The sequence below is a fragment of the Erwinia oleae genome, from assembly GCF_000770305.1.
Lineage (GTDB): Bacteria > Pseudomonadota > Gammaproteobacteria > Enterobacterales > Enterobacteriaceae > Erwinia > Erwinia oleae.
The window spans coordinates 1-16,817 of record NZ_JNVB01000079.1 but is presented as its reverse complement, the minus strand read 5'-3'; the positions used below and the strand labels follow the sequence as shown (position 1 = coordinate 16,817).

General features: G+C 48.7%; 18 protein-coding genes. 9 read left to right on the top strand and 9 right to left on the bottom strand.

Annotated features, from left to right (window positions below; genetic code table 11):
- The 3 genes from GS12_RS19445 to GS12_RS19435 all read right to left on the bottom strand — a co-directional run.
- Positions 1 to 755 (bottom strand): DNA topoisomerase (locus GS12_RS19445; RefSeq protein ID WP_034949874.1); only part of this gene is annotated, 755 nt, incomplete at its 3' end.
- A 15-nt stretch (positions 756 to 770) separates the two neighbouring features.
- Entirely contained in the window at positions 771 to 1,325 is a 555-nt protein-coding gene (locus GS12_RS19440) for a hypothetical protein (protein WP_031594541.1), read from the bottom strand.
- Position 1,326: 1 nt separating this feature from the next.
- Positions 1,327 to 2,052: a PFL_4669 family integrating conjugative element protein gene (locus GS12_RS19435; protein ID WP_034949868.1), complete on the bottom strand. Its 726-nt coding sequence runs from the start codon at positions 2,050 to 2,052 to the stop codon at positions 1,327 to 1,329.
- A 68-nt stretch (positions 2,053 to 2,120) separates the two neighbouring features.
- Here GS12_RS19435 and GS12_RS24410 point away from each other — a divergent pair, with 68 nt between their 5' ends.
- Positions 2,121 to 2,357 carry a hypothetical protein gene (locus GS12_RS24410; protein WP_152601449.1) on the top strand — a complete coding sequence of 79 codons (237 nt, stop codon included), beginning with the start codon at positions 2,121 to 2,123 and terminating at the stop codon, positions 2,355 to 2,357.
- Here GS12_RS24410 and GS12_RS19430 read toward each other — a convergent pair.
- The 5 genes from GS12_RS19430 to GS12_RS19410 all read right to left on the bottom strand — a co-directional run bounded on the left by GS12_RS19430 (position 2,344) and on the right by GS12_RS19410 (position 6,474).
- The gene (locus tag GS12_RS19430; RefSeq protein ID WP_034949866.1) at positions 2,344 to 3,582 is read right to left on the bottom strand and encodes an STY4528 family pathogenicity island replication protein; all 1,239 of its coding nucleotides are present in this window, start codon (positions 3,580 to 3,582) and stop codon (positions 2,344 to 2,346) included. The genes GS12_RS24410 and GS12_RS19430 overlap by 14 nt on opposite strands.
- A gap of 99 nt (positions 3,583 to 3,681) precedes the next feature.
- On the bottom strand, positions 3,682 to 3,930 hold the full coding sequence (locus tag GS12_RS19425; protein ID WP_004115572.1) for a ParE family toxin-like protein: 249 nt from the start codon (positions 3,928 to 3,930) through the stop codon (positions 3,682 to 3,684).
- Positions 3,927 to 4,517 (bottom strand): DUF2857 domain-containing protein, encoded by a 591-nt coding sequence (locus GS12_RS19420; protein WP_034949861.1) that lies wholly within the window; start codon positions 4,515 to 4,517, stop codon positions 3,927 to 3,929. Before GS12_RS19420 ends, GS12_RS19425 begins: the two co-directional genes overlap by 4 nt.
- Before the next feature lie 6 nt (positions 4,518 to 4,523).
- On the bottom strand, positions 4,524 to 5,234 hold the full coding sequence (locus GS12_RS19415; RefSeq protein WP_034949859.1) for a DUF2786 domain-containing protein: 711 nt from the start codon (positions 5,232 to 5,234) through the stop codon (positions 4,524 to 4,526).
- Positions 5,227 to 6,474 (bottom strand): TraI domain-containing protein, encoded by a 1,248-nt coding sequence (locus GS12_RS19410; protein WP_235421257.1) that lies wholly within the window; start codon positions 6,472 to 6,474, stop codon positions 5,227 to 5,229. The genes GS12_RS19415 and GS12_RS19410 overlap by 8 nt, the downstream gene beginning before the upstream one ends.
- 204 nt (positions 6,475 to 6,678) lie before the next feature.
- Here GS12_RS19410 and GS12_RS19405 point away from each other — a divergent pair, with 204 nt between their 5' ends.
- From GS12_RS19405 to GS12_RS19390, 4 genes are all read left to right on the top strand, one after another.
- On the top strand, positions 6,679 to 7,239 hold the full coding sequence (locus GS12_RS19405; protein ID WP_034949857.1) for a hypothetical protein: 561 nt from the start codon (positions 6,679 to 6,681) through the stop codon (positions 7,237 to 7,239).
- Positions 7,240 to 7,414: 175 nt separating this feature from the next.
- Entirely contained in the window at positions 7,415 to 8,323 is a 909-nt protein-coding gene (locus GS12_RS19400) for a hypothetical protein (protein ID WP_052118534.1), read from the top strand.
- Between the two features lie 197 nt (positions 8,324 to 8,520).
- Complete coding sequence (locus GS12_RS19395) at positions 8,521 to 9,729, top strand: conjugal transfer protein TraF (RefSeq protein WP_034949855.1); 1,209 nt, start codon at positions 8,521 to 8,523, stop codon at positions 9,727 to 9,729.
- Positions 9,730 to 9,775: 46 nt separating this feature from the next.
- Positions 9,776 to 10,303 carry a membrane lipoprotein lipid attachment site-containing protein gene (locus GS12_RS19390; protein ID WP_034949853.1) on the top strand — a complete coding sequence of 176 codons (528 nt, stop codon included), beginning with the start codon at positions 9,776 to 9,778 and terminating at the stop codon, positions 10,301 to 10,303.
- Between the two features lie 246 nt (positions 10,304 to 10,549).
- Here GS12_RS19390 and GS12_RS19385 read toward each other — a convergent pair whose 3' ends face one another.
- Complete coding sequence (locus GS12_RS19385) at positions 10,550 to 13,018, bottom strand: STAND family AAA ATPase (protein WP_235421250.1); 2,469 nt, start codon at positions 13,016 to 13,018, stop codon at positions 10,550 to 10,552.
- 163 nt (positions 13,019 to 13,181) lie between these two features.
- Between GS12_RS19385 and GS12_RS19375 the strand changes: the two genes are divergently transcribed.
- From GS12_RS19375 to GS12_RS19360, 4 genes are all read left to right on the top strand, one after another.
- Positions 13,182 to 14,302, top strand: a protein-coding gene (locus tag GS12_RS19375) for an IS3 family transposase (RefSeq protein WP_152601448.1) whose coding sequence is annotated in 2 segments (ribosomal slippage) — positions 13,182 to 13,440 and positions 13,440 to 14,302 — 1,122 coding nt in all. Because the reading frame shifts where the segments join, the coding sequence is not laid out codon by codon here.
- Positions 14,303 to 14,491: 189 nt separating this feature from the next.
- Positions 14,492 to 15,640 carry a hypothetical protein gene (locus tag GS12_RS19370; protein WP_052118533.1) on the top strand — a complete coding sequence of 383 codons (1,149 nt, stop codon included), beginning with the start codon at positions 14,492 to 14,494 and terminating at the stop codon, positions 15,638 to 15,640.
- Positions 15,641 to 15,695: 55 nt separating this feature from the next.
- On the top strand, positions 15,696 to 16,583 hold the full coding sequence (gene aepY, locus GS12_RS23590) for a phosphonopyruvate decarboxylase (RefSeq protein ID WP_034949876.1): 888 nt from the start codon (positions 15,696 to 15,698) through the stop codon (positions 16,581 to 16,583).
- Positions 16,584 to 16,660: 77 nt separating this feature from the next.
- Positions 16,661 to 16,817 (top strand): transposase (locus GS12_RS19360; RefSeq protein ID WP_034949846.1); only part of this gene is annotated, 157 nt, incomplete at its 3' end.

Here is a 16,817-nt window from a genome sequence, read left to right as displayed (position 1 = left end):
GCCTGGGGATTGATGCAACGCTTTTCCTCATCACAGTATTGCTCAACGGGCACCCAGCCTGCCCGGAACCGGACGCCCTCTTTTTCAATAAGCGCATGTACCTGCCACCAGGGCTTTGGCACGAAGGACGTGATTTCATTATCCCGGTTAACCACCATGGCAAGCGTCGGCGTCTGTACCCGCCCGACGGACAGCACTTCTGACACCCCTGAGTCACGGGCTTTGAGAGTATAAAGGCGGGTCAGGTTCATACCGATGAGCCAGTCAGCCTGGCTCCGGCCCTTGCCGGCATCGTACAGCAGGGCTGTTTTTTCTCCGGGAAGAATATTGCTCAGTGCTTCCTTCACACTTGCCTCATCCAGGGCTGACAACCAGAGCCGGCGTACCGCGCCACTGTAGCGGCAGTATTCCAGCAGCTCACGCGCGATCACCTCGCCCTCGCGGTCGGCATCGGTGGCGATGACCACCTCAGAGGCCTTTTTGAGCAGCTTACTGATAACAGTGAACTGCGATTTTGTCTGCTCCTTGACGACCATTTCCCAGGTCTCAGGCAGCACAGGCAGGACATCGGCACGCCATGGCCTGCCATACTGCTCACCATAAGCTTCAGGGCTGGCAGTTTCGAGTAAATGGCCGACCGCCCAGGTCACAACGATGTTACCGCCGCTGATAAATCCCTGCTCACGCTTGCTGATACCCAGCACGCGGGCAATATCCTTTGCCTGTGATGGTTTTTCACACAGAAAGAGTTGCATGTGTTGCCTCCCGCATCAGCGTTTTTCACCCGCCGCAACAGCGCGGACATCATTCATCAGCTTCGTGACGCCGGACCCGGCCAGACGCTGTGATGATGATGAGCGATAGACAACATAGAGCCTGCTGCCGGACCCGTTTTTCTCGATTTCGATATCCAGGTGATCACGTTCGTTCCAGTCGGAGCCCATTTTGTAGTAGCTGCCCGGCATGGCGTCCCAGACGGGATGCGCATCATCTTCAGCCGCCGCTTTCCAGTCCCCGTCATTTGCGGCCTGCCGCAGTGCCTCAAGCTCCTGCGTGGAGATAAATTTGTAATGGCGCTTCAGGCGGGCCGCCGCGGTATCCACATCGACCGGCACGGAGAACGTTTTATCGACGGACTGCATGGCCTGTTGCCCCGCCGGACTCATCAGCGGCATCCCGCCACTTTCTCCGCTGCTGTTGCCGCCCAACGTTTTTGTCAGGTTTGCGGCTGTGTCACTGACCTGTTTATTAATCGCAGCCCAGTCCGTTGTTGCGCATCCGCTCAGTAAAAAGAAGGAGGTGAGGAGGAACACAGGGCGAATCATATTATTCCTCCTCTGCTATGTTGTTTTTAAGCGGAGGTGAGAACGAAGAACGTTTTTTACCGCTTAACACATCCGGATCAGGTTCGCCATTTCGCTCAATGGCAACAAGCCCTTGCGTGGTTTTTTCTGCAATATCACGGCGAGTCACTGCAAGTGTTCGGTAAGGCTGAATCACGCCATAGACCTGACGAACAGCATGGCCACCATTGTCCAGGATAGTGTCACGTTGCGAACGCGAAATCAGTCCGTAATGAAAAGCCTGGAAAGCTTTCATTGCTAACTGATCATATCCAACCAGAAGCCATACGCACCGGTATCCTAACGGTGAACGGCTGAAAACGCTGACATTTAACGGATCGGCTGATTCAACTTCCGAGAGCGTTACCCCTTTGGGTACGGCTGACAATATGGCATCCAGTGAACTGACGTTTTCATTAATTTTAAGTGTTGCTCGTTGCAGGGCTTCTTCGAGCCGTACCAGAGCCATATCGGCATAGGGATTATCTGCCGCTGAGTCTCGGGAAGCATTACCAGCTCGCGCAATGGCTTGCGGCATGCTGATTATTTCAGGCCTCTTTTTTTTCACCCCTGTCTCGTCCGGAGCATCACGTTTCCTGCCCTCCCAAAGCCGGATTGCATAATGTGTATGGAGCAGGATATTAACAGAGGACTGTAGGGCCCCCGCTCGTGAAGCGGTTGTTCCGCCCTTTGTTTTACCATCAGACATGTCTAACGCCTCTCTTTAGTGGGTAATGAGTTTTGACACGCTTGAGATAGTCCGGGCGAGAGGGGTATATGAACAACTTAAAACCAGATCGTCACCATTACAAATTTGCAGGACCTTCATCTCTTTTATGGCGAAGAAATATTGCCTGGCTTTTAACCACTGTTGCCACTGGCAACAGTGCTTACTTTTTAGTCAGTGTTGCCACTGGCAACAGCGCTCACTTTTTAGCCAGCACTTTTGCTGGCAAAAGTGCAAGACTTCATGCTCCGCTGCCTGTAAAAATCTGCAATCTCATGAATTTATGATTTTTTCCCGAATTTTCTTCACCAGCTCCCTGATATTTTCCTCCGATACCGGGCGGGCAGAGGCGCGTGGTTCGGGTTTCCATTGTTGCTGTTCGGGACGCTGAACTGTTTTTTGCCCGACACTGTCAGATATATCGCCACCCTGACGGGGCGCGTATAACCTGCCCTCACGCGCCTTCTTCATCACGGCCAGCAACCAGCCAACCGGGTTGCTGAGCTGCTGGCGTGCCATCACCTTTTGCAGGCTGAGCAGCACAAGTTGTGCCTGCTCCTCAGGCAACGCCTGCAGCTGTGCGGTCAGCATGGCAATATCTTCTGCCGGAACAAGTTCATGCAGACTGTCGGGAAGCACAGGTTTACCCGGTACGTACGTATTTTTATTCACACTGTGTGTGATACTACGTACGTAATGGTTCGGTTTCCGAACCCGGTCATAACTGCCTGTTTTTACTGGCAGTACGGATTCCGAACTCAGTGAATTGTTGTATCTTTCTGGACTGAGTTCGGTATCCGACCCCTGTTTTTTAGCGGCGAATCCTGGCCGTTTATGACTGAGTTCGGTTTCCGAACCCGGTGCGGGACAGGGTATTCGGTGATGATGTTTCGCCATCTGGCTGGGCGTCTGTGGGCGGTCCAGACGCGATTCGATCAGCGCAAGATGGCTGCGATAATGGCGCATGGTGGGGTCGTTTTTTATATCGTCGAGCACTTCGCGGGCGGTCTGGCTGATAGTCCGGTTTTTACTCAGGCAGGCATCCGCCACCGTATCAAGGAAGCGGGGGTCGAGCATTTCCGCATCGCTGAACGTCAGGGGCTCATCGTGCTGAGCATAGATATTCCCCCGCACCCGCCCTTTATCATCCCGCACGCGTTTACAGAGGCTGAGCCAGCCGGTTATTCGTAGCATAAGCAGGACGCGGCTTACCGTTTCCCTTGAGGCTTTCCCCTTTCCGGGTGAGGCAAGCTGCAGTTGCAGTTCGTCATAGCTGGGGAAAACCGCCCCCTCATTATTTTGTGCATACAGCCGGATCATCATCCAGCCCATCTTGTCCAGTGGTGACAACCGCGTGTCGAGCAACAGCCGGCGGGGAATGGAATCATGCACATTTCCGGTAAACAGCAGGCCGTTACGTATCCTGCCATCATCCCGCCGGGGACTGGCCGCAAGGCGGGCATTCATTTTATCCAGCGTATAAGCAATCAGGCTTTCTGCAGGCAGACTCATTATTTTTCCTTTTCGGCCGCCATCACGGCCGTTCTGAACTGTCAGTATGCTTAATACTGCACCCGCGTACGGGTGCAGGGTAAACAGGCTGTCATGCTGCTATTTCCGTATGGCGCTGTTATAGCGTTCGTGGCTGAGAAGAAGCCATGTCCGGCCTTCGTTGCGACTCAGCAGACGCCAGAACGGGCCGAGATCGATTTTGTAGTAACCGCAGCCTTTCTCATCGAGCCGGGTGTAATTACGCGCCCCCTGCCGGAAACGGCGAACCTGACGTAACGCCTTTTGACAGCATTGCGGCGGCGTACCATGGGGAGCCCGCAGGCCCGGCGCAACCATTCTGTATTTCATGCCGTCTTCCTTACCGGCGTTCGGGCCGGAGAAGACTGCCGGGTCTTGTGCCAGCCACGGACCGCATGCCAGACCGACGTCAGCGAGACGTTCATCTGTTCTGCAGCCAGCATCATCACGTCCAGCCCGTCAGCACTTTCCGCATCTTCAACCCCGGACTTTTGCCACTGTCGCCACAGGGCGGCGTTTTCCTCATCACCCAGTGCGTTACCGCGCCCCGGCCGGACATCGATACCGGCAATACGACGGCGGGCCGCCACGTCCGTACTGGAGAGCCCGAAGTAATTGGCCATCAGTTCAATGGAGCCGCCCAGCGCCAGCGCACGATCGATACGCTGGAGTCGTTTCTGTTCCGTCCGGGCCTGCTGCAGCATGCGCACCAGATTGCCGTGATTGATGCCCACACTGATGATCGACACCTCACTGCCGGAAAGGTAGTGAAGCTCTTCGAGCGAGAGCCCCTGCAGCATCTGCATTTCCTCGCGGTTCAGTCCCAGCGATTCGCAGCGGCGGAGATAGCCACTTCTGAGATCCATAACCAGCTGCATCAATAATCCGTTTGCAGCCTGAGATAAACTGTTCATCATTCCCCCTTAATCCTGACGGTAACCAATGGCTGCCGGACCCCGGCCGCTGACACCCTGATGAAGACGGGCATTTTGTCCGGCTTCATACCCCTGATAACGTGCTGTATCCGCCCCGCGGCAGGCTTTCAGTTCACGGGTTGTGACTGTTTTCATACTGCGGCTTTCCAGCCAGTGGCTCATCACCTGCTGCTCCTCGCTGCTGATGTCAGTTGCCGATATCACCTCACGCACCCCACATACCCAGCCGTCACGGAACTGCTCCGCTCTCGCCCGGCGTGTGGCCAGTTTCAGCCGCTTACTCTGGGTTTTGAGATAAGAATTTGTGGCATCTTTCAGCTGGCGCGTCAGCACATCAAAGGCATAGGCTGCTATCTCAGGTTTTTCACTGAATCCGTAAAAGGTTACCGAACGGCGATACCCGGCAGAGGTCTGACGCCATGAGTAATAAGCGCGGCAGCCAAAGGCATGACAGACGCCCCGGACAAGGGTCACCATCCATTCCGGAACTTTTTCAGCATCCGAAGGGGCCGTGCGGGAAGACGCCTCGCGCACAGATGTAAGACCGGCGTCAGGCTCGCTGATACCGTATCTGGCCATCAGCTTCTGGGCACGCTGCAGGGCCAGTCCTGCCTCATGGGCATTACTGTTGCTGCGGCCCAGCTTCAGCAGTTTCCTGACAAGATTCAGCAGTCGCAACTGTCGCTGTGAGTTATTCATCACTGTTATCCTCCCCGTACTTCAGACCGCGTTGCAGCTCCCGGAGACGGCGCATAACGCGCATCAGGCGGAGCAGTTTCAGAGCATCTTCATCTGTCAGGGCAGGTGCTTCCCCCTCACCCGGGCCGCCGGTGAAAAGCTCCGGCAGACCACACACCCCTGCCGCCGGATGCAGCACAGGCGCTTCGCCGGTCAGGCCCAGCAGAAATGCGGCGGTTTCAGAACACACCTCACCTGCCCCGACGTAACCGGCAGACGTGTCCTTGTCGCGTTGAGGAAGAATTTCATCTTCGCAGCCAAGGACCTCACCCAGCTCCCATGCCAGACGAAAAGCGGTATTCTGCAGGTGTTCGATATCGTCCTGATGGGCCGGCACATGCCAGATGCTGTCATTACTCACCGGCGCGTCATCCTGCAGGACAACTTCAGGTTCTGGTGTTAAAAGAGAAAGCAGGCCATCCTCCCCATTGTCCTCTTCTCCGCCATTCTCTTCTCCGTACCCATCGGAGAGGGTAACCCGCCCGCTAACATCCCCGCTCTCACCTGAAATAACCGGCGCGGCACCGTACATATCTGGCTGAACCTCATGCCGGGGGGGCTCATTAATCGGTGTTTCAGAAGGAGAAGACGCATTACCCGGAACGGGCGTTACAGCCCCTCCTGAGACCTCAGGACGTGAACTGGAGACAGGTAGCGGGACGCCTTCACTCTCATCTGAGCCTGTGGTATGCAGGGCGTGATCAGCATTAACAGGCTTGTTTGCGGCGGGAAAGGCAACCGTCTCCGGCTCGCCAAAGTGATGTCTGCGGTTGCGTTCTTTAGGATCGAGTTCCATCATCCAGCGGTCATAGTCCAGTTCCGGATGGGGTCCCGGTGGCAGCATCATACCGCGCACCAGCCTGACGGCGCGCGTGGCTACCGTGAGACTCAGGTCGGTAAATCCCCCGGGGCCTGAAAAGGGGCCGTTCCATGCTGCCGGGCACGCCTGAACGCGGGCAGCCATCTGCTCAAGGGGACTTAGCCACCATGCGTCTGTTACGGGTTTCGAAAGCGGACTGTTTTCTGACAATACTTTTATGAGCTGACGTCGATCCCTTGATGCCAAACAGGCTGCAGCGCTTTGGGCAGGATGCCAGCCCGCCTCTGATGTCTTTATTTGCTCTCTATAATCAAAGTCAGCCGGAGCATCAGCACTGTTTTGCTGTCTGTTCCTGCCTGTTAACCAGTTTAGTCCGCGCACCGTTACCTCCTCAGGTTTCAGCCTGATAAAATGACGTTACGCTAAAAGCCCCTGCCGCAATTGCAATGAAAAACCCGGTATTAGCCGGAGCAGAAATCTCACTTGCTAAAAATCTTCATAACCGGTTCACGGTTTCTGACTGTCAACCACTCACCTTACTGTTCTAATGCCCCCTCTTTCCTTCTATCGTGCAGAGTTTCATTTATGCAGCAGATGATTGTCTTTATCACCCTGACTTCATGGCTGGTCCTCTCCAGTCTGATGAGCAGCAGCTTTACCGGCGGCAGCAGACATGGCGTTTTTGTCACGGTCTGGGCGCTGCTTGCCTGCATACCTTTCATGCTGAAACCACTTGCCCGCGCAGAACGTCAGTTCAGGCCGGCGTTAACGCTTATAAGCCACAGACGCACGCGAGGTTGGGTGCATCTTGCTCCCTGGCAGCCCACCACGAATCTGACGCCAGAGAAGGTCGGCCAGTTCTGGAACAGCGTTAACACTTCTGCCTGTCAGGCGCTGCAGACTCACCAGACCGTCATCATCTCCTCCCATCTCCTGACCGGCATCCGCGCCCGCAGGGTGATGGCTCACCTAGAGAAAAGCGGCTTTGATGTTCGCAGCCGGACATACAGCATTCCCTTTACCCCGGCCAGGAAGGCAGTGATGCAGCTGGAAATCCTTTTCCGGCAATGGCGCTGGCGCACGGAATTTCGAAGTGTCTGGCCTGTGCTGGTTCTGAAACGAAAATCTTCTGATGCGCAAAAATAATTTCCCCTGTCACCGGCTTGCGCAGCAGCTCACACTGGCTACATGCGTGTATTCGATCTGAACGATCGATTTTATCCGTTATACAGGTGCCGAACAGCTAGGTAACGTAATCACAGCGGCTACAGATGAGCCTGACATAAGTCAAATCATGACGTTAGTCAGCACCAGGGAACTTATGAAGCGAAATAATATGACAACCATCCTCTCCCGTATTGCGCTGGAGCAGGATGAAGAAATGCAGCAGCTGGTCCGACAGTTTGCCGACGGCAAAAAAACAGCGGGCACGCCCATGGCCATCCGCTTTCGTCCTGCCGTACGGGAGTTCATCTCGCGGGTATCACAGATACTGGGTATTTCCACCGCCGAGCTGGTCAACGTTCTGATGGAGGGGATAATGCTGGAAACACTAGCCCCACGTCAGGCCACGGTGACGCGGATTTATGAACGTTTCTGGCAGCTGATGGACGCGCACCGGCTGAGCGTGACCGGGGTGGCCACGCTGCTGTCTGGGATGAACATGGGGCTCAGCGTACTGGAGAACCGTGAGCGCACGCTGGATTATCTGACGGCGCCAGTAATCCATCAGCTGGCAGAATGGTTCGGCGTGTCTCCTGACTGGCTTAACGGTACTGAGGAACAGCCTGTCAAACAGGTGACGTTCACCAGCTGGCAGGATGTCGCAGATCGCCTCCTGCCTGAGGTCTGCGCCGGAACCGTACTGCCTGCCATTACGCTTGTTCGCCAGGACAGTAGTATTGACCGTTTCGGCGGTAAAAATGAAACGGTCGTCTGTATCCGTCAGCTGAAACAGATTAACAGAATAACCCTGAGAGTCGTGACCTGCAGTGGCATTATTCCGCATGAGGTTGTAGCTAATTACAAGACAAACGATTTTCTGACTTTCTGCGAAACCATGAGGGAAATATCCCGGCTGGGAGATGTTGAAACGGCATCAGTACCTGAGCATATTTTTACTCAGTTTATTCGCGGGAATGAATTACCCGTTTCATTGCTTTCAATACTCAGAACTTTTGTCGAAGAACAGAAAGACAAGGGTGTTAACTGTCAGTGGTGTTGGGAATGAAAAAGTAATTAGCTGACCGGAAGATCTCGCTCACTTGAATAGCTCACAGGAGTGAGGAAAAGATTAACTCTTAACGATATATTGCTGTTTCACCCCTCATTATTAAATGGCGGCAACAGAATTTTACCCTTATTTATTGGTGCGTCAGTGCCAGGGATTCGCTTTACCCAAAAAATACAACCGATGAAAGGAAATAAATGATGAAAGTATCCATGATTACACACGGAATCACACTGGCGCTGCTGGCGACTGCTTTGCCAGCGGCTCAGGCAGCAGGTTCCTGGACCGAGGCGCGTAATGACGCAATGGGCGGCACCGGCGTGGCCTCATCCGGCTATACGGCGGCCGCACTGGCCAACCCCGCCTTGATGACGCGTCATGATGCCAGCGACGATATTGGCATTATCCTCCCGGGCATCGGGGCACAGGTCAGCGATCCGGATAATCTGCAGGACGGCCTTGACCGCGTAAAAGACAACTGGAACCGCCTGAGTGACGCTGCCGGTAGTGGTAACAGTGCAGCACAGTCTGCGGCGCTCAAAAAATCTCTGCAGGACGTCTCAGGCGACAGCGGTCACGCCAGCGCCGGCGTGTCAGCCGTGATTGCCATTCCCAACGACACGCTGCCCTTTGCTCTGGTGGTTAAAGGCTGGGGACAGGCGAAGGCCCGTGCGGTGGTAACCGATCATGATCTCGCGTATCTCGATGCCGCACAGACCGGCATTTTCTCGCCTACGCAGGACGATCTGAACCAGCTTACCTCCCGTGCAGAAGGCGTGGCGGCACTGGTCAGTGAATACGGACTCGCCATGGCCCATCAGTTCACGCTGGCCGGTACGCCGGTATCGGTGGGTATCACGCCTAAATTCCAGCGCGTGGATACCTGGAACTACAACGTGGCCATCAATAACTACAGCACTTCCGACTTTCACAGCGGGGAATGGAAACGCTCCGAAAGTGGTGGCAACGTGGATATCGGTTTCGCCGCGCAGCTGACGCCGGAATGGACGCTGGGCCTGACCGGTCAGAACCTGGTCTCACGGAATGTCGCCACCCGTGAAGTAAATGGTCTTAAGGACACTTTCCAGATCCGCCCTCAGGCCACTGCTGGTACCTCCTGGAGCAATGGTTTCATCACGCTGGCGACAGATGTTGATCTGACCCCTGCCAGCGGCTTTGCCTCCGATGAAAAAGCACAGTATGCCGGTGTCGGTGCCGAACTCAACGCCTGGGACTGGGCACAGCTGCGTGCGGGTTATCGGGCTGATATGCGCAACAGTGAGAATAACGTGTTTACCGCCGGTGTTGGCATTTCCCCCTTTAACGTGGTGCATCTAGAACTGACCGGTATGGCCGGAACCGACCGCACCTATGGTGCGGCGGCTCAACTTACCTTCACGTTCTGATAATTACGGGCTGCTTCATGCAGCCCTTCACTGAAAGGTTAATAAAATGAAAAAAATGTTCTCTGCTGTCTTCTTTACAACTCTCCTTCTGGCGCTGACAGGCTGCAGCAATAACGCCTTAAACGAATTCGGCCTCGGCAATCTGAATTCGCTCCTCAATTCCCCCAGCCAGCAGCCAGCGACTGAGAACGCAGAATCGACACGTCGTGACTCGGTGACCTGGACCTCAGGAACTTTTTCGGTTCCAGTTGATGTGGTTGCAATGCGACTAAAACAACACTACGGATTTGTGTCGGATACTGATATCGCCGCTGCGCGTAATAGCGGCCAGGGAAATGCTGGCTGGTCAGCGTCAGCCATTTCAGAAGGATCCAGTTGGGAAGCACAGCCAGGTACCAACTACAGCATGAGCAGGAACTGGGCAGGTAATGATCGTCTGACACTCAATATCCGTGGAAACAGTCAAAATAGCGTAATTAAAGCGACTTATATTTCTTCCAATCCTGAGCACCTTAAAGATTCTTGGACGAGCCGCCTATGGAAACAAATTCCCGACGTAGTCCATGGGGGATAAGATTTCTAAGCCTGATAAGTGAGGGGCATCAGTCTGACCTGAACAATAAAGTGAATAAATTTTTGACGTTGAGTTGATATTTCCACTTCATTAATGTTTCCATCTTAATGTTAATAACTTAGTCGGCATGGACAACGCTGAATGCACTTGTGCATATATCTGACTTACATTTAGTTAATTGAGGGCCGATTTATGCAGCCCTCATTTAAACACCGCAATGAAAAAACCACTGAACCTGATGTATATTTATTTATTTATTTTTTGGAATCCAATTTCTTTTGATACAGCATCATACTTTATATTAACCGCAGAGCAAATCTGCTGAACTTGCTTGTCAGGTCGCTCGAACATATATAAATAATTTACTACCAATGCTTTTACAACCAAAGTCGAAAGGCTGTTCTTACTCAAACTAGCGTTCAACTTCTTTAATTCCTCAATTGAAACTGTTTGACCTACCTCTAGTATACTTGCTAGTCGGATAAGTTTGCCAGCATCGCTATTCTTGTTGTAGCAAACCTTATCAATAACTGGTTGTAAGTGCGAACTTCCAATAGATGACGCTATTTTTGAAATTATAGAGTATGTCACAGTAAATAACATTTTAAATAATATTTTTCGAGCAATGATGCGAACATCCACTGATGTCTTGCTTTTCCTTCCCGCTAAAGCTTCATTTATTTTTGATTCTAAGGTATCAATTGTTTTCTCAGGCTCATCCCTTGCAGAACTTAGAAGGAAATTCAAAGACCTCAAAGGAGCATTTATAGCTTCATCCAATAGCAATTCTTTTTGTAAAATCTTAAGTGAGCCATAATAATTTCTTGACAACTGTCCAAGAAGTTCAAGCGATTTAACGGTTAGATTGAGTTCAAGATTAAGATCGATACCATCGTAGATATGTTTCTTCTCTTTATTGTCATCATCACTTTCTGCATTAGAATTTCTTTCATTATCAATATCGTCATTATTTATATCTTTATTGTCCTCTACTTCCCTTCTGAACTCCAGTCTATCTTTTTGTACGAAAGATATTTCAGGTAACTTATCCATGATGCTATTAATGAAATCAGAATCCAAATCAATAGTTGCTGGTTCAAAATTTCTAAATAATAATTTAGCTTGGTCAGTTATTAGATCTAAAATAAACTGATCTTTTGAATGATGAGTGAGAAACATTAAAACATTCATGCTTTGCTTTAAATGCAGAGATGATGCTAATTCCTTTATGTCCTCTATTACTTCAACCTCGCGAAGATGATCTGAAAAGTATTTTGCTATAAAAAAGTAATAAACATAATTGTATTTGAACCGATAGTGATCCGGCTCAATTTTTTCCATAATCTTTGCCTTAACCAGTAGATTAAAGCGCTCACCAAAGTCTAGTTGAACTCCATATTCAGAGCACAAATTATTGTTAAATACCCAAAGGTTTTCTTTGCTTTCTTCATCTTTTTTGTTTTTATAGAAGTAATATGATAGTTCGGTGATATAATTAAATATTTCATCCAACTGTTCCTTTCTTACATAAGCATTGCCCAAACTGCTAGTAATAAGAAATTGATAATAGTATCCATATGAGCTAGTTTTGAGATCTGAAGATTGTTCATTATCAATCGATTGAAGCATCGTTAACAAGAAGAAAGGTGTCGATGGAATATAATTCTTCCCAATTATTGTATTAATCATCTTTGTTGATGAATCATTTGTTTGAATCAGGCTTGACCTTTCCTCCGCACATGGTTGCTTGAGCATATTCCAACGATTGGCTAATTCATACCTTAATCTAAAGCCAAATTTCAATATTTGATATTGTTTATATTCAGCGGTGAATGGACTGGACTCGACAATATCAGTCCCTGAAAACTTAGAACTATCGCTAATAGTTATTATAATTTTATCAAAAATTTTATCAAATGTACCCAGAAGCTCTCTTAATGAATTAACGTCGCCTTTTATATCATGAAAATCATCTATAAAAAGTGTTTTGTCCACTTTATAAGTCATAAATTCTGATAAGGTTTTGTTAACATATTGAGAGATAATCGCATCATTTAGTATTTTTGTTGGAGTTTTACTGGATTTTTTTATTACGTTACCATCTAAATATAATGCGAGCTTTTCTTTTTTTATTGTATCAAGATATAGTTTTTTAAGAATTGTAGATTTCCCACAAAACTCATCACCGATGAGTATAATCCTTTTTTCATCATCCTTGATTATTTTTTTTGAAGATATCTTTCGTGTCTGTTCCTTATCATCAGAAAGATCTCTCAAGTTGGGATAAACAAAAACGTCATCTAAAAATAATTTTTTTGATGAGGGGTGTATATATTCAGCTCCAAGATCTTGTAAGAAATGGTGAAATTTACCATTGACTTCAAAATTATTTGAAACTAGGGAGCTCTTTAATTCAATTACATCACTTTTAAGAAAGTTCTGACCTTCATCATAAGTTTTACCATCCCAAATATAAGTACTAATTAATATATCATTTCCTTCAACTTCAAATGTCATAAATCCATTTTCTGAAACATGACTATCATCAACTGGTAAGGATTCAATCATTAGAGTGGTAGAAGACTCTGTATCAATTTTGAATGAGTCACTGACATGCTCATGTCCAGTTAATGCAACAGAAAAATTGTTTCTTATGATATTTCTTAATTCTTTACCATTATTTGGCTCGAACCATGAAAGTGGGTGATGGAACATGATTATGCTATTAAACGGTTCTGGCTTAAGTAAGATCTGTTTTGTCGGAAAGCTAATGTCACCACCACGCTCATGTAATTTAGAACACCAAGTGACCTGCTCCCCGTTGATTAACACACCGCGATGTTAGTAATGTCTTCATAAGCCACATGAGGACATCCCCATGAAGAAGCGTTTTTCCGACGAACAGATCATCAGTATTCTCCGCGAGGCCGAAGCCGGAGTTTCTGCCCGTGAGCTCTGCCGTAAGCACGCCATTTCCGATGCCACGTTTTACACCTGGCGCAAGAAGTTTGGCGGCATGGAAGTCCCTGAAGTGAAGCGGCTCAAGTCGCTTGAAGAGGAGAACGCCCGCCTCAAGAAGCTGCTCGCTGAAGCCATGCTGGATAAGGAGGCGCTTCAGGTGGCTCTTGGCCGAAAGTTCTGACGACAGACCAGAAGCGGGAAGCAGTGGAAGTCATGTGTGAGGCCGCAGGTCTGTCGCAACGTCGTGCCTGCAGGCTGGCAGGTTTGTCCCTGTCGACTTGCCGTTATTCGGCTCAGCGTCCGGCTGCTGACGCGCAGCTGTCTCTACGCATCACAGAGCTGGCACTTGAGCGCCGCCGCTTTGGTTACCGGCGCATCTGGCAACTACTGCGTCGGGAGGGCCTTCACGTCAACCACAAGCGGGTATACCGCATCTATCATCTCAACGGCCTGAGTGTAAAGCGCAGGCGACGCCGCAAGGGGCTGGCGACTGAGCGGCTTCCGCTTATTCGCCCGGATGCGCCGAACCTGACATGGTCGATGGATTTTGTCATGGATGCACTTGCCAGCGGCCGCAGGATTAAGTGTCTGACCTGCGTGGATGATTTTACGAAGGAGTGTCTGACGATCACCACGGCATTCGGGATTACAGGCGTTCAGGTGACACGTATTCTGGACAGCATTGCGCTGTTTCGTGGCTATCCTGCAACGATAAGAACCGATCAGGGCCCGGAATTTACCTGCCGCGCGCTCGATCAATGGGCCTTTGAACATGGTGTTGAGTTGTGCTTAATCCAGCCGGGCAAGCCAACGCAGAACGGATTTATTGAGAGTTTCAATGGCCGCTTTCGGGATGAATGCCTGAATGAACACTGGTTCAGCGATATTCTACATGCCCGGGAAATCATTAATGACTGGCGGCAGGATTATAACGAGTGTCGACCACATTCATCGCTGAATTACCTGACGCCGGCTGAATTTGCAGCGGGCTGGCGAAACGGGAAATATGAAGAAAAACCAACTGACATTACTAACTGAAGGTTGTATCTAATCCTGGGGCCAGGTCACTTAGTGCGTGAAGAGTTCAATTGATTGTTTGACCTTACTGTTGACATTGTCATTCCCCTGTGATTGATTAGTTAACCTCATGCTTAATGTTTTGTCAGTTTCTGTATAGTTCGCACTCTTAAATAGCGATTGAATTCATATATCTATCAGGAGATGTATATGTTAAATAGCTCAAAAGAAGTGGACGTAGATATGCTGATAATTGGTACTGGAAATCTTTGCGCTAACCTTTTACCCCTTTTAGCTAATTCAGAGAAGGTGACAAATCTTACTCTTGCTGGTCGGTCTCGAGATAGCGTTATTCGCCTTGCGAATTTGACTCAGTTTACTGCTTTTAACCTAGGAAACAGGTCCAATCTTTCTACAGCAGAGATTGACTTGAATGAAATTGAGCAGACTGCTGAAACACTCTCTAAAATCAAGCCCAAGATTATTTTTATGGGCGCTTCTTTACAGGCAGCTCGGTTGATTACATTGTTACCAAAAGAACATTTTGAAGAAATCGACAAGGCAGAGTTTGGGCTTTGGTTACCGATGCAGCTTTCGCTGAATCTGAACCTCATGAAGTCTGTTAAGATGTCTGGTATTGATTGCAAAGTAGTTAACTCGGCATTCCCCGACGCTGTTGGAACTGTGTTATCAAAGGTTGGTTTAGCCCCTGACATAGGTGTAGGAAACATTGGGAATATTGTTCCAGCGCTTACGCATGCAGCCGCAATGTATTTGGGTCTCGATTTACATCGTGTTGAAATTAAACTCATTGCATCACATTATTTTACTCATTATGTCCATAGATTTGGTAATGCTGGTCGAGCTAAGTACGATCTGAAAATTTTTGTAGATGGTGCGCTCTTAAGTGAATCCGTAGACCATGCAGCTATTTTTTCTCTACTAAATGGTCCTCTTAGACGTACAGGGGGTACTGAAGGTCAAATCCTAACAGCTTCTTCAGCTTCAAAAATTCTCAATGCGCTCACTTCATCCTCACATATAAAATGTCATGCTCCCGGTCCCCTAGGACTTCCTGGAGGATATCCCGTATTAGTCAGTAAGGATTCAATAAAATTAGACCTTGCAGCATCTTTGACACAGTCAGATGCAATAAAAATTAATGAAGAGTGTCAAAAAGCAGATGGAATTGAGAAGATCGATTTAGATGGCACAGTCCATTTTTGCGAACGAGAAGTATCAATATTAAAATCAATCCTAAATTATGAATGTAAGACTATGAAGCTAGATGACTGTTTTCTCTGGTCTAATGAACTAGCGGCTAAGTATAAGGAATATTCACAACAATTTAGATTTTAGGAATTACATCCGAACTTTTTAGATTTAGTTACTTAAATTATTTAAAGGGATTCGTATGATTTCGGCAAATGATTTTATTGACGCAGCTCTAAATAACGAGTTCACATTTTATTCGGGTGTTCCATGCAGCTTTTTAACACCTTTATTAAATTGTGTGATTAGTCGAAAAAATATTTTATATGTGGGTGCTACCAGTGAGGGTGAAGCTGTTGCAATCTCAACTGGGGCATGGCTTGCAGGAAAAAAAAGTGTTGTAATGTGCCAAAACTCAGGTCTTGGTAATATGATTAATCCGCTGACATCGCTGAGCTATCCCTTTAGAATCCCACTCTTGTTACTTATTTCATGGCGAGGTGAGCCTGGAGTTATGGACGAACCTCAACATGAACTCATGGGGGCAATAACATTAAGTTTATTAGAACAACTGAAAATCAATTATTGTTTACCCCCATCTGATGGAGAAGATCTGTCACGTCAATTTTCTTGTGCAGAGAACTACATGCTTTCAAACGGATTATCTTCAGCTTTCATTTTGAAAAAAAACTCATTCGATGATGAAGAGTTGCAATTAAAAAACATGCTAAGTCCTTTTAAGAAGGGTGAAGCGCATGATGTTAGGAATATGCAGGTTAATACATCACGTGTCTCGTGTTTAGAAACTATAGCCCTAGTATTACCACAAAATGTACCAGTAGTTACTACGACTGGAAAAACTGGTAGGGAGTTATTTACAATAAATGATGGTCCTCAAAATATATATCAGGTTGGTTCAATGGGTTGTGCGAGTGCAATGGGGTTGGGCATTGCGCTGAATTACAAAAATACTGTTGTCGTCATCGATGGAGACGGCGCAGCACTAATGAAACTGGGAAATATGGCAACAATTGGAGCTCAAGCTCCCAAAAATCTTATACATATTCTTCTTGATAATTCGGTGCATTGATCTCTTCCCTTTGTTCAGTACCGGCGTAAAGTGGGGTTTCCGGCCTTTCTTTCCATGAACAAATGAGGTCATCCGGCATGAAAAAGACGCGTTATACCGAAGAGCAGATCGCTTTTGCCCTGAAACAGGCAGAAACAGGTACGCGGGTGGAGGAAGTCTGCAGAAAGATGGGGATTTCCGAGGCTACTTTTTACAACTGGAAGAAGAAGTTTGGCGGCATGGGCGTGACGGAAC